Genomic DNA, 12,475 nt, shown 5'->3' on the forward strand with positions numbered 1-12,475 from the left:
TCCCACAAGTTGTATTGACACTGGTTCGTGTCACAAATGTTTGTGTTTCTTAGAACGCGTGAAAACTATTTTCTTTGCACTGTTGCAATTTTCAGAAAAGTAGAGTATAATAATATCTGCCGTTAGGCCATATGGCAATAGCGAACATATGAATCGAGTCAGGTCCGGAAGGAAGCAGCTATAAGTATCGTTCGTTATGTGCTGTATGTACATAGAAGAAATTACAGGCTGGGGCTAGTGTTCCAGCCTGTTTTTATAAGTAAGTATTTTGGAATAGATGGAGGAGCTCTCTAGTGAAAAACAAAGGATTCAAAGAGGAAGAAAAGCACTTAGTAGAAGTTCAATCGAAATTTGATGCAAAAATACAATCTGAAAAACAAAGATTAAAAGATGAACATTTAGATCAACAACGTCAAGATTTCATTGATTTTTCAATTCATCAATTAGAAGAACAAAAAGAATCTCCGTATTTTGGAAGAATTGATGTTCAGTTCGAAGGTGAACCAGAAGTGGAAAAAATGTATATCGGTTCATCTACATTTTTTGATGAAGAAAAGCAAGTGCAAGTTTATGATTGGCGAGCGCCGATTGCGAGTTTATTTTATGAAGGAACTTTGGGCGATTTAACGTATCAAACACCTTCAGGAATTCAACATGGTCAAGCCTTTTTAAAGCGAGATATTGTTATTAAAAAAGGGAAAATTCAATCTGTTTATGATGTTGAAAATGAAGAATCGTTATTGATGGAAATATTAAGTGCACCAACGAATCGTGACGGACATTTAGAAGGGATTACAGCAACGATTCAAAAGGAACAAAATGAAATTATTCGTCATAAACAAAAGGATTGGTTGATTGTTAATGGTTGTGCAGGTAGTGGGAAAACAACGATTTTATTACAACGTATTGCGTATTTGATGTATCAATCAAAAGATCAAACGCATAATGATATGTTATTGTTATCACGTAACCAATTGTTTGCCAAATATATTTCACATGTAATTCCAAGTTTAACTGGTAGTGAATTATATCAACAAACATTAGCGCAGCATACAGTAGAATTGTTTAAGAAATTTTTCTTAAATAAAACGACTACTTTGGTACCAACAAAAATTAGAAAAGCTTATTTAACAGATAGCGAATGGGCAGCGCTGATTGCTGAACAATTACCAGCTTTATCGGTAGCAAATTTACATTTCCGTCCGATTTCAATTAAAGGCTTTAGAATTTTTGGTGAAAAAGATTATCAAAAAATCATCGAACAAGTTAATCCAAAATTGACATTGTATCAACAATTGGTACAAATTCAGGAAGTATTAGAAAAGAACTTAAAACGTCGTTTAAATCGTTTCTATGTTTCTGAAGTAGCAAAAAATGTATATGAAGAAATGTCTCCTATGCAAATTGAAGTATTAATGAAAAATCAAGAATTTAATAGTGAAACAGAATATTATCAAATGCTAGGACAACGAGTATTTGAAAAACAATCACAGGATGCTGAACAACAAGTAGAAATGTTTGCTTTTGTCAATTTTGCAAAATATTTACAAGACTGGATGCCACTAGCTAAACAGCGTAGAGAAGAGTTAGGAAAAGTAGATAATGCTCAATTGCCTTTAAAAGATACAGGTGAAGGACGTCTTCAAGTAACAGCTGAAGGAGTAAGGGTGTTACTTTATGTAGCAACAATGATTGCTCCAATTCGTGATTATCAAGGTTATACTCACTTATTTATTGATGAAGTTCAAGATGTGTCATTATTATTCATGGCAGCTTTATCAAATTATTATTTCCGTGCGAAATTCACTGTAGTAGGAGATACATTCCAATCATTTTCAACAGCTACAACGATTTTCTCATTAGAAGAACGTCATCCAGAATTAGTAGCAGCCTTCTTCAAAGAACGTGTATTAGAGCATCGTTCATTAGAAATTAGTTACCGTTGTACGGCGCAAATTACTCGTTTTGCCAATGGTATCTTAGGTTGGGAATTAGACAAAAATGTCTTCCCTCGTACGGGTGAAGAAGTTGGAGTATTTGTCGATGAAGAACCTTCCATTGAACGCTTGAAGAAATTAGTCGAAGAAACTCCTGAATGTTATCATACAAATGCTATTTTCTGTCGTACAATGGATGAAGCAAAAGCTTTACAAAAAGAGTTAGTCGAGTATGATGCTGAATTATTAGAAGATACAAGTGAATCATTAGGTAGTCGATTAGTAGTGACGACGATTGAGGTTGCTAAAGGGCTAGAATTTGACCAAGTCTTTATTTGGCAAGCTACGAAAGAACGCTATGCAACGATGAAAGAACGTTTTATGTTCTATACAACTTGTACTCGTGCAAAACATCGCTTGAATATTTTAACGACTCCAGAGGTGACAAGTTTTATTGCAAACTCTAAAGCACCAATGTCTGTTTTTGGAACATTCCGGTAGTCAAATCGCATAAAAAAATGTAAAATAGTAAAGGATAGAAAACATAACCTACAATTGTAGCGTTGTGTTTTCTTAGTATAAAGTCAAAAGGAGAAGACCGATGGCTTATCAAGCGTTATACCGAAAATGGCGACCACAAAAATTTGATGATATGGTGGGACAAACTGCAGTTACAAAAACATTGAAAAATGCGATTATCCATCACAAAACAAGTCATGCGTATTTATTTACAGGTCCAAGAGGAACTGGGAAGACAAGTGCTGCGAAAATATTTGCGAAAGCAATTAACTGTTTAAATCCTCACGATGGAGAACCTTGTAACGACTGTTTATTATGTAAAGGCATTACAGAAGGAACCATTGGGGACGTTATTGAAATCGATGCGGCGAGTAATAATGGGGTAGAAGAAATTCGTGATATTCGAGATAAAGCTCGTTATGCTCCAACTCAAGCAATGTATAAAGTTTATATAATCGATGAAGTGCATATGTTATCGACGGGAGCATTCAATGCTTTATTAAAAACATTGGAGGAACCACCTAAAAATGTCATCTTTATACTAGCAACAACTGAACCGCATAAAATTCCAGCAACGATTATTTCAAGAACACAGCGATTTGATTTTAGAAGAATTACGAATGATGAAATTATTCAAAGACTTCGTTATATTTTAGAACAAGAAGAGATTGCGTATGAAGAAGAAGCGCTAAGTGTTATTGCTCGTTGTGCCAATGGTGGAATGCGTGATGCGTTAAGTTTATTAGATCAAGTCATTTCATTTAGTGATGACAAAGTGAGTTTTGAGCAAGCGATTCAAGTTTCTGGAAGTTTAACAGATGATTTAATGATTGAATTTGTTCGATTATTGACTCAGCAACAAGCACAAGCAGCTTTATTACAGTTGCAAGACTTATTATTGCTAGGAAAAGAAGCGTCTCGTTTAATTGAAGAATGGCTAGAATTTTCTAGAGACTTATTAGTAGCGAAACAAATAGGAGATATGATTGGTAGAAGTGAAACTTTTATAGCATTTGCAAAAGAAGTCGAAGAAGCCTTTTTATATCGCTTTATGGATGCTTTAAATCAAACGCAACAAGAAATGAGATTTACGACAAAACCAACGATTAGCCTAGAAGTCTTTACGATTAAAATGGCGCAACCAGTAGTAGCGGTAGCCGGGCAAGCAGCCCCAGCTAATCAGGAATATGTCTCACATTTAGAACAACAATTACAAAGTTTACAACAACAGATGTCTCAATTATTACAAGGACAAGGTGTAGTAACCCCTAAAAAAGTATCAACTCCACAAGCAAAAGCAAGTACGTATAAACCAAATATTGGTGAAGTTTATAAAGTGCTTGATGCTGCAACTCGTAAAGATTTAATTTTTATTCGAGAATTGTGGGGAGATTTATTACAAATGCTTTCGACTACTCAAAGGGCGTTATTGAAAGCAAGCGAACCTGTAGCTGCCAGTCCAAATGGCTTTGTCTTAAAATTTGATTATGAAATTTTATGCCAAAGAGCACAGGAAAGTGTAGAACTTCATGAAGATATTGCTCGTCATTGCCAAACACTAGCGCAGTATCCAGGAAATTTTGTCAGTGTAACAGGTGAACAATGGGCACAAATTCGACAAGATTATTTACGAGATAAGAAAGAAAAACAAGAAGCAGAAGGTGTGACTCATGCCACAGAAATGGAAGAGCAACCGACTGATGAAGAAGAAAAAAACGAAGTGGAACAATTAGTTCAAAATACAATTGATTTGTTTGGAGAAGAAATTGTTCATATTTCAGAAAAAACAGAAAACAATTAAGGAGGAATCAACATGCGTGGAATGGGAAATATGCAAGGCATGATGAAACAAATGCAAAAATTACAAAAACAAATGGCACAAGCTCAAGAGGAGTTAAACCAAACAGAATATGTAGGAAGCTCTCAAAGTGACTTGGTACAAGTGACAGTGAATGGAAAACGTCAAGTACTTTCTGTATCGATTAAACCAGAAGCGGTTGATGGAGATGATGTTGAATTATTACAAGACTTAGTATTAATGGCAACAAATCGTGCCTTAGAGCAAGCTGAAAAAGCAAATGAACAAACAATGGGACAATTTACTAGAGGATTAAATATCCCTGGATTTTAATGAGTTGAGGTGAGAGGATGCAATATCCAGAACCAATTGCTCGATTAATGGATAGTTATATGAAACTTCCTGGTATCGGGGCGAAAACAGCAGCTCGTCTTGCTTTTTTCAGTATGGAAATGCCGGAAGAAGAAGTGATGAATTTTGCCAATGCACTTATTAGTTGTAAACGAGATTTAACGATGTGTTCTGTTTGTGGGAATATTACGCAAGAAGATCCTTGTGAGATTTGTCAAGATGCTTCTAGAGATAGAACAAAAATATTAGTTGTTGAAGATAGTCGAGATGTGATGAGTTTAGAGAGAATGAAGGAATATAAAGGTTTGTACCATGTTCTTCATGGTGTTCTTTCTCCAATGGAAGGGACAGGACCTGATGATATTAATGTGGCTTCTCTCATTCAGCGTCTTCAGGATCCTACTGTAGAAGAAGTGATCATTGCTACTAATGCAACTGCAGAAGGTGAAGCAACTGCGATGTATTTATCTCGTTTAATTAAACCAGCTGGAATTAAAGTGACGCGTTTAGCTCATGGTCTTGCAGTTGGTAGTGATATTGAATATGCAGATGAAATGACTTTATTCAAAGCAATTGAAGGACGTAGAGAGCTGTAATAATGTTATAAAATTACGGATAGACTTCCCTTTATAGTAGAAGAAGGACGCAAGCAAATCTTAGGTGTTCATCTTTGGTACTACTATGGGAAGTCTTTTTGTGTCTCCTTCTTCATAACTAAAAAATCCTTTTCTGTAGTTGAAGAAAGCAACATACAAAAAAGGTCAATATTTATAACTTATATAAAATAGAAATTAACAAAGAATTTCGCATTGTTTGTTTACTGTATCTTGGAATGAATCGACAGGGACTTCGTTTGTAATAATATAATCAATGACATTGTAATTGGCTAATTTAAAATAGTGACTTGTATTAAATTTTGACGAATCTGCTAATAATACCGTGAGATCTGAATTAGCTATCATTTGTTGTTTTAGTAAAGCTTGATTATGGTTTGCCTCATAGGCACCAAATCGATCGAGTCCTCTACAACTAATGAAACAAATATCAGCGTGGAAATTATTGATAAAATGGTTGGCAAAATCACCCAATGCAGAATTTGTACCGTAATCAATGTGACCACCGCAGAAAAATAAAGTGATATTATCATAATTATTCAGTTGTCGAGCTATTTCTAAACCATTAGTAATTACCCGTAAATTTTGTAAATTCGCTAAATATGGAACGAGCATGGCAGCTGTTGATGAGCTATCAATAAAAATAGACTGATTATCCGTTAAAAAAGTAGAAGCTATTTCAGCAATATATTTTTTTTCTGAAGTTACTTCTTGTTTACGACTCTCGTAAGTATATTCAACATTGTTTGTCGTCACAAGTCTTACTTCTCCGTGAGTCCGAATAATTTTTCCATCTTTTTCTAATTGAATTAAGTCTCTTCTTAAAGTTGAAGTAGAGCAGAACATAAGCGATTCCAACTGTATTGTAGAGATCATTTTTCTTTTCGATAAAATATCTAATATTTTGGACATTCGTTCGTAAGAAACCATAATAAACCCTCCTGATATAGTACACTTTGAATAATTTTGAACACTTTTGAACAAATTATAGCATATATTTTGGAGAAATATCAATAGCGCTTTCATATATTGTATACGCTTTCTATTGTTGGTATTATTAACTCAAGAAATAAATGATACTATTATGACATTTGATGACCAAGTAGTTTGAAATCGAATTTGTGATATTTTCCTGTAAGAAAAATAACTAATAATAGTTGTTATATAATTGGATTTATTATTTTCGAATCGATGATATTACCATGATCGTAACGCCAACAGGTATCAATAAAAATGTGAAGGGGGAAATACTTGAAACAAATGTTTTAATTGATAGGAAGTTATTAAAGTTAGTGACTCGTTCTAAATTTATCTAGAAGGGAAACTAATAAAAGGTAAAAACAAGGAGGAAGCAAAAATGATACAACATCCACGTATTGGGATTCGCCCAACGATTGATGGCCGTCGTCAAGGTGTACGCGAATCTTTAGAAGTTCAAACAATGAATATGGCTAAAAGTGTAGCAGCTTTATTAGAGTCAACATTGAAATATCCTGACGGACAACCAGTTGAATGTGTAATTTCACCATCAACAATTGGTCGTGTACCAGAAGCAGCAGCATCACACGAATTGTTCAAAAAATCAAATGTTTGTGCAACTATTACAGTAACTCCATGTTGGTGTTATGGTAGTGAAACAATGGATATGTCACCAGATATTCCACATGCTATTTGGGGATTCAACGGAACAGAAAGACCAGGAGCTGTATATTTAGCAGCAGTTCTTGCTTCTCATGCTCAAAAAGGAATTCCAGCATTTGGTATTTATGGTAAAGATGTTCAAGAAGCATCAACTACAGAAATTCCAGAAGATGTTAAAGAAAAACTTTTACGTTATGCAAGAGCAGCGTTAGCAACTGGATTAATGAGAGACACAGCTTACTTATCAATGGGTAGTGTTTCAATGGGTATTGGTGGTTCAATCGTAGACCCTGATTTCTTCCAAGAATATTTAGGAATGCGTAATGAATCAGTAGATATGACAGAATTTACTCGTCGTATCGACCGTGGTATTTATGACCATGAAGAATTTGAACGTGCTCTAGCTTGGGTAAAAGAAAATGTTAAAGAAGGTTTTGACCGTAACCGTGAAGATTTAGTATTAAGTCGTGAAGAAAAAGATAAACAATGGGAATTTGTTATAAAAATGTTCATGATTGGACGTGACTTAATGGTTGGTAACCCTCGCTTAGCTGAACTAGGGTTCGAGGAAGAAGCTGTTGGTCACTATGCTTTAGTTGGTGGATTCCAAGGTCAACGTCAATGGACAGACCACTTCCCTAATGGGGACTTTATGGAAACATTCTTAAATACACAATTTGACTGGAATGGTATCCGTCGTCCTTACATTTTCGCTACAGAAAATGATGCATTAAATGGTGTATCAATGTTATTCAACTACTTATTAACAAATACACCTCAAATCTTCGCAGACGTTCGTACTTACTGGAGTCCAGATGCAGTTGAACGTGTAACAGGACATAAATTAGAAGGTCATGCAGAAAATGGATTCTTACACTTAATCAACTCAGGTTCTTGTACATTAGATGGAACAGGTCAAGCTACTCGTGATGGAGAAGCTGTTATGAAACCATTCTGGGAATTAACACAAGATGAAGTGGATGCAATGCTTGAAAATACTGATTTCCCAGCAGCAAACAGAGAATACTTCCGCGGTGGCGGTTACTCAACTCGCTTCTTAACAAAAGGAAATATGCCTGTAACAATGGTTCGCTTAAACTTACTAAAAGGTGTAGGACCAGTATTACAAATTGCTGAAGGTTACACATTAGAATTACCAGAAGAAGTTCACCATACATTAGACAATCGTACAGATCCAGGTTGGCCAACAACATGGTTTGCTCCTCGTTTAACAGGAAAAGGCGCATTCAAATCAGTATACGATGTAATGAACAACTGGGGTGCTAACCACGGAGCAATCTCTTATGGACATATTGGTGCAGATTTAATTACATTAGCTTCTATGCTACGTATCCCAGTAAATATGCACAATGTACCTGAAGAAGATATTTTCAGACCAAAAAATTGGTCATTATTCGGAACAGAAGATTTAGAATCAGCTGATTATCGTGCTTGCCAATTATTAGGTCCAATTCATAAATAAAAGGGGTATTAGTATGACAAAAACAATTATTTTAGCCTGTGTTGGTGGTTTAACAACAAGTATGTTAGTAGAAAGAATTCATGAAGTGATTTATCGTGATAAATTAGATTATTCATTCTATTCAGTCGGAATTACAGGTGTTGATAATTTAAAAAATGTAGATGTTCTACTTTTATCACCTCAATTAGCTTATCTTGAGGAAAAAGCAAAAGCAAACCTTGATATTCCAGTTGCCGTAATTTCAGATGAAGACTTTGAAAATATGCGTGGAGAAGAAGTTCTTAAACAAGGTATTGAATTATTAGGATAAGCCTATGAGTGATACTAAAAAAGCAGAAACAGGACGATTGATGCAACTCATAGTAAAAAGTAGTAAAGTGACAACTTTAGCAATGCAATCCATGAAGAGTGCTCTTGCAGGTGATATATCATCTGCAAGAGAATTACTCGATGAAGCCAAAGCTAGCGGAGTAGAAGCTCACAATATTCAAACGGAAATGATTCAACTAGAAATTAAAGGAGAAGCAAGTGCTCCAACATTACTAGCTGTACATGCACAGGATCATTTTATGAATAGTCACTTACTCGTTGAAATGGTTGGCATCATCGTTGAACAACAAGCACAAATGAAAGCGCTCCAAGAGCGCGTTATAAAACTGGAACAGGTAGGTGAAACACATGAGTAATCCAGTTATTCTTGAAATGAAGGGAATCGTTAAAAGCTTCGGACCCGTTAAAGCTTTAAAAGGTGTAGATTTTGATTTAAGAGCTGGAGAAGTACACGCCCTAATGGGTGAAAACGGTGCAGGAAAATCCACATTAATGAAAGTACTAACAGGAATTCATAAACCAAACGAAGGATCGATTCACTATAACGGAAAACAAGTGGAATATTCAAAACCAAAAGAAGCGATGGATGATGGTATTGTTATCGTTCACCAAGAGTTAAATATGATGAATGACTTAACGGTAGCACAAAATATTTTCATCGGTCGTGAAGAAATTAGTCAAGGTTTATTTATTGATGATAATGCTGCGAATAAAAAGGCAAAAGAATTATTCAACTTGTTAAAACTGGATATTAATCCACAAGAAAAAGTGGGTCATTTAACAGTTGGGAAACAACAAATGGTTGAAATTGCAAAAGCGTTATCGATGGATGCGAAAGTAATCGTATTCGATGAACCAACAGCAGCTTTAACAGAATCAGAAATCAATGAATTATTCGTAATTATTGATGATTTACGTAAAAAAGGTGTAGGAATTACTTATATTTCTCACCGTATGGACGAAATTGCTCGTATCACTGACCGAGTAACGGTTATGCGTGACGGTGAATATGTAGGTACGGTAAATACAAAAGATACAACTAAAGACGAAATTATTGCTATGATGGTTGGACGTACAATTTACGAAGATCCAAAAGCAGCATCAGCAGTACCAGAAGATGCACCAGTAGTCTTGGAAGTTGAACATTTAAATGCAGGAAGTTCTGTAAAAGATGTAAGCTTTGTATTAAGAAAAGGCGAAATCTTAGGCTTCTCTGGTTTAATGGGTGCAGGTCGTACAGAAGTAGCGCGTTTATTATTCGGTGCGGATAAAAAAGATAGCGGTACCATCAAGATTAATGGCAAAGAAGTTGATATTAAAAATCCTCAAGATGCTATTCGTGAAGGTATTGGATACTTATCAGAAGACCGTAAACGTTATGGATGTGTTGTTGATATGACAATTGCAAACAATACAGTAATGACAAACTTAGATAAGTATGTACATGGTGGTTTAATCAATGATGCAGAAATTGTTACAGCAAGTGATAAATTTGTTAAATCATTAAGAACAAAAACACCATCCTCAAAACAATTAGTTCGAAACTTGTCAGGTGGTAACCAACAAAAAGTTGTTATTGCAAAATGGCTAGAACAAGACAGTGATATCTTAATCTTTGATGAACCAACTCGAGGAATTGACGTTGGTGCGAAAAGTGAGATTTATACATTGATGAACGAGCTAGTTGCTCAAGGAAAATCAATCATTATGATTTCTTCAGAATTAACAGAAATACTACGTATGAGTGACCGTATTGTTGTTATGTGTGAAGGACGTAAAACAGGAGAACTTGACATTAGTCAAGCAACACAAGAACGTATCTTAGCATTAGCTACAGATCGATAATTGAAGAGGGGTATAAATATGGAAGAGAGAAACTCCATCTGGACTAAACTAGTAAAAACAGTTGGGCTACAAAAATTAATCGCAATAATCGCATTGATTGTAATTTTCGCATTTTTTGCAATCTCAAGTGAATCATTCCGTTCATTTGATACAGCAGTGAGCATCTTAGATGCATCTTATTACATTGGGTTCTTAGCTATTGGGGTAACATTCGTTATTATTACTGGTGGGATTGACTTATCTATTGGTACTGTAATGATGTGTGCTGCTATTACTGGTGGTGTGCTCCATACAAAAATGGGTTGGCCATTATGGTTAGCACTTTTAGCAATTTTAGTGATTGGAGGTGTATTCGGATTATTCAACGGAGTATTAATTGCGAAATTTGGTTTACCACCATTTATTGCAACACTTGGTACAATGATGATTTCACGTGGTTTAAGTTCAATCGTATCTAATGTACAAAGTATTACTTTCCCATTACGTGGAACTGGTGAAGGTTGGTATAAAGATTTATTCAGAACGCAAGATAATCTTCCAACAGGTTTAATTGTACTGATTGTGGTAGCACTTTTAGCAGCAGTTGTATTAAATAAAACAAAAGTTGGTCGTTATATTTTTGCAATTGGTTCTAACAAAGAAGCAACAAGACTTTCTGGGGTAAATGTTATCAAATGGGAAGGTACAGCTTATGTTATTAGTGGATTATTAGCAGGTTTAGCTGGTATCGCATATGCAGCAACATATTCAACAATTCTTCCTGGTACTGGTAACGGTATGGAACTTGATGCAATCGCAGGGGTAGTAGTCGGTGGTACTTCATTAGCCGGTGGTGTTGGTTCAGTAATTGGTACAATTATTGGGGTATTCATCATGTCTGTATTGAAGATTGGTTTACCATATATCGACCTACAACCACACTATCAATTATTCATTACAGGATTTGTAGTAATTGTAGCGGTTTACTCTGATATCTTAATCCGTCAAAACAAGAAAAAATAAGCGTTATAAAGTATTGAGTGTTTCAAAATTTTAGTATAAATCCTATAAAGGATAAATAAAAGGAGAGAAATCTTATGAAAAAATCATTGAAATTTGCAATTGCCACTTTTGCTTGTGCTTCTGCAATTTTAGCAGGCTGTTCATCTAAATCAGGTGGTGGATCAGCATCAGGATCAAAAGGTGGAGATTTTAAAGTTGAAGTAATTGCGAAAGGTTTCCAACATGACTTTTGGAAAGCAGTTAATAAAGGTGCTTCAAAAGCAGCAGATGAATTAGGTGCTAAAATTACATTCGTAGGACCACAAAATGAAACAGCAATTGCTGAACAATTAGAACAATTAAATAACGCAATCAACAAAAATCCAAAAGCTATTGCATTAGCAGCTTTAGATACAGAAGCAGAATTAGATGCAATTAAACAAGCTCAAAGTAAAAATATTCCAATTATCGGGTTTGACTCAGGGGTACCAGGTGCACCAGAAGGAGCTATTAAAGCAACAGCTTCAACAGATAACCATGCTGCCGGAGGAAATGCTGCAGAAAACTTATTCAAATTATTAGAAAGCAAAGTTGGAGATAAAAAAGCTCGTATTGGGGTAGTTTCTCAAGAAGTTAACTCTCTATCAATCACTCAAAGAACAAGTGGTTTCATTGATAAAATGGTTGAATTATTAGAGAAAAAAGGTATTAAAACAGCTGTAGTTGGACATGACAAATTCAAAAACAATGTTTCAGAATCAGATGCTAAAGTTGTCATTGAAGTTCGTGTTCCTGCACAAGTAGACGATGCTGCTGGTAAAACAGAAGCTTCAACAGTATTAGAAAAAGAAGATACTATCGCAGTTTATGGTTCAAATGAATTTGCTGCTAAAGCAATCATCAACGCAAACGGTGGTTTCAAAGAATCTAAATTAGGTAAAGATAAAATCTTAGCTGTTGGTTTTGACTCAGGTGC

At 35.2% G+C, this 12,475-nt stretch carries 11 protein-coding genes and 1 other RNA gene; 11 read left to right on the forward strand and 1 reads right to left on the reverse strand.

The genetic code is table 11. From position 1 onward, the window contains the following. Positions 1–120: 120 nt before the first annotated feature. From ffs to recR, 5 genes are all read left to right on the forward strand, one after another. An RNA gene (gene ffs / locus RYL55_RS06915) (signal recognition particle sRNA small type) lies at positions 121–220 on the forward strand. 73 nt (positions 221–293) lie between these two features. Beyond that, the gene (locus RYL55_RS06920) at positions 294–2,438 is read left to right on the forward strand and encodes a UvrD-helicase domain-containing protein (RefSeq protein WP_315008224.1); all 2,145 of its coding nucleotides are present in this window, start codon (positions 294–296) and stop codon (positions 2,436–2,438) included. Between the two features lie 100 nt (positions 2,439–2,538). After that, a complete protein-coding gene (gene dnaX / locus RYL55_RS06925; protein ID WP_315008225.1) occupies positions 2,539–4,257 on the forward strand; it encodes a DNA polymerase III subunit gamma/tau in 1,719 nt (572 codons plus the stop codon). Positions 4,258–4,269: 12 nt separating this feature from the next. Further along, on the forward strand, positions 4,270–4,587 hold the full coding sequence (locus RYL55_RS06930) for a YbaB/EbfC family nucleoid-associated protein (RefSeq protein ID WP_006703354.1): 318 nt from the start codon (positions 4,270–4,272) through the stop codon (positions 4,585–4,587). Between the two features lie 17 nt (positions 4,588–4,604). Further along, positions 4,605–5,201, forward strand: coding sequence for a recombination mediator RecR (recR, locus tag RYL55_RS06935; protein WP_006703355.1), 597 nt, complete (start codon positions 4,605–4,607; stop codon positions 5,199–5,201). Between the two features lie 195 nt (positions 5,202–5,396). On the opposite strand, the gene RYL55_RS06940 is transcribed toward recR, so the two are convergent. Next, positions 5,397–6,245, reverse strand: coding sequence for a DeoR/GlpR family DNA-binding transcription regulator (locus RYL55_RS06940; RefSeq protein ID WP_399545752.1), 849 nt, complete (start codon positions 6,243–6,245; stop codon positions 5,397–5,399). Positions 6,246–6,576: 331 nt separating this feature from the next. Here RYL55_RS06940 and RYL55_RS06945 point away from each other — a divergent pair, with 331 nt between their 5' ends. From RYL55_RS06945 to RYL55_RS06970, 6 genes are all read left to right on the forward strand, one after another. Then, the gene (locus RYL55_RS06945) at positions 6,577–8,343 is read left to right on the forward strand and encodes an L-fucose isomerase (RefSeq protein WP_315008227.1); all 1,767 of its coding nucleotides are present in this window, start codon (positions 6,577–6,579) and stop codon (positions 8,341–8,343) included. A 13-nt stretch (positions 8,344–8,356) separates the two neighbouring features. Continuing rightward, positions 8,357–8,653, forward strand: a complete 297-nt coding sequence (locus RYL55_RS06950) for a PTS sugar transporter subunit IIB (protein WP_314354804.1) — start codon at positions 8,357–8,359, stop codon at positions 8,651–8,653. 4 nt (positions 8,654–8,657) lie between these two features. Then, entirely contained in the window at positions 8,658–9,029 is a 372-nt protein-coding gene (locus tag RYL55_RS06955; RefSeq protein WP_314679505.1) for a PTS lactose/cellobiose transporter subunit IIA, read from the forward strand. Beyond that, positions 9,022–10,518 (forward strand): sugar ABC transporter ATP-binding protein, encoded by a 1,497-nt coding sequence (locus RYL55_RS06960; protein WP_315008228.1) that lies wholly within the window; start codon positions 9,022–9,024, stop codon positions 10,516–10,518. The genes RYL55_RS06955 and RYL55_RS06960 overlap by 8 nt, the downstream gene beginning before the upstream one ends. A gap of 18 nt (positions 10,519–10,536) precedes the next feature. Then, positions 10,537–11,520 (forward strand): ABC transporter permease, encoded by a 984-nt coding sequence (locus RYL55_RS06965; RefSeq protein WP_314112926.1) that lies wholly within the window; start codon positions 10,537–10,539, stop codon positions 11,518–11,520. A 74-nt stretch (positions 11,521–11,594) separates the two neighbouring features. Then, positions 11,595–12,475 (forward strand): substrate-binding domain-containing protein (locus tag RYL55_RS06970; protein ID WP_315008229.1); only part of this gene is annotated, 881 nt, incomplete at its 3' end.

This window comes from uncultured Granulicatella sp., from assembly GCF_963515615.1.
Lineage (GTDB): Bacteria > Bacillota > Bacilli > Lactobacillales > Aerococcaceae > Granulicatella.

Excerpts from the sequence above, each read along its gene's own strand:
- recR (WP_006703355.1), top strand. The coding sequence starts at position 4,605 with ATGCAATATCCAGAACCAATTGCTCGATTAATGGATAGTTATATGAAA.
- RYL55_RS06930 (WP_006703354.1), top strand. The coding sequence starts at position 4,270 with ATGCGTGGAATGGGAAATATGCAAGGCATGATGAAACAAATGCAAAAA.
- dnaX (WP_315008225.1), top strand. The coding sequence starts at position 2,539 with ATGGCTTATCAAGCGTTATACCGAAAATGGCGACCACAAAAATTTGAT.
- RYL55_RS06940 (WP_399545752.1), bottom strand. The coding sequence starts at position 6,245 with ATGAAAGCGCTATTGATATTTCTCCAAAATATATGCTATAATTTGTTC.
- RYL55_RS06945 (WP_315008227.1), top strand. The coding sequence starts at position 6,577 with ATGATACAACATCCACGTATTGGGATTCGCCCAACGATTGATGGCCGT.
- RYL55_RS06965 (WP_314112926.1), top strand. The coding sequence starts at position 10,537 with ATGGAAGAGAGAAACTCCATCTGGACTAAACTAGTAAAAACAGTTGGG.
- RYL55_RS06955 (WP_314679505.1), top strand. The coding sequence starts at position 8,658 with ATGAGTGATACTAAAAAAGCAGAAACAGGACGATTGATGCAACTCATA.
- RYL55_RS06950 (WP_314354804.1), top strand. The coding sequence starts at position 8,357 with ATGACAAAAACAATTATTTTAGCCTGTGTTGGTGGTTTAACAACAAGT.
- RYL55_RS06960 (WP_315008228.1), top strand. The coding sequence starts at position 9,022 with ATGAGTAATCCAGTTATTCTTGAAATGAAGGGAATCGTTAAAAGCTTC.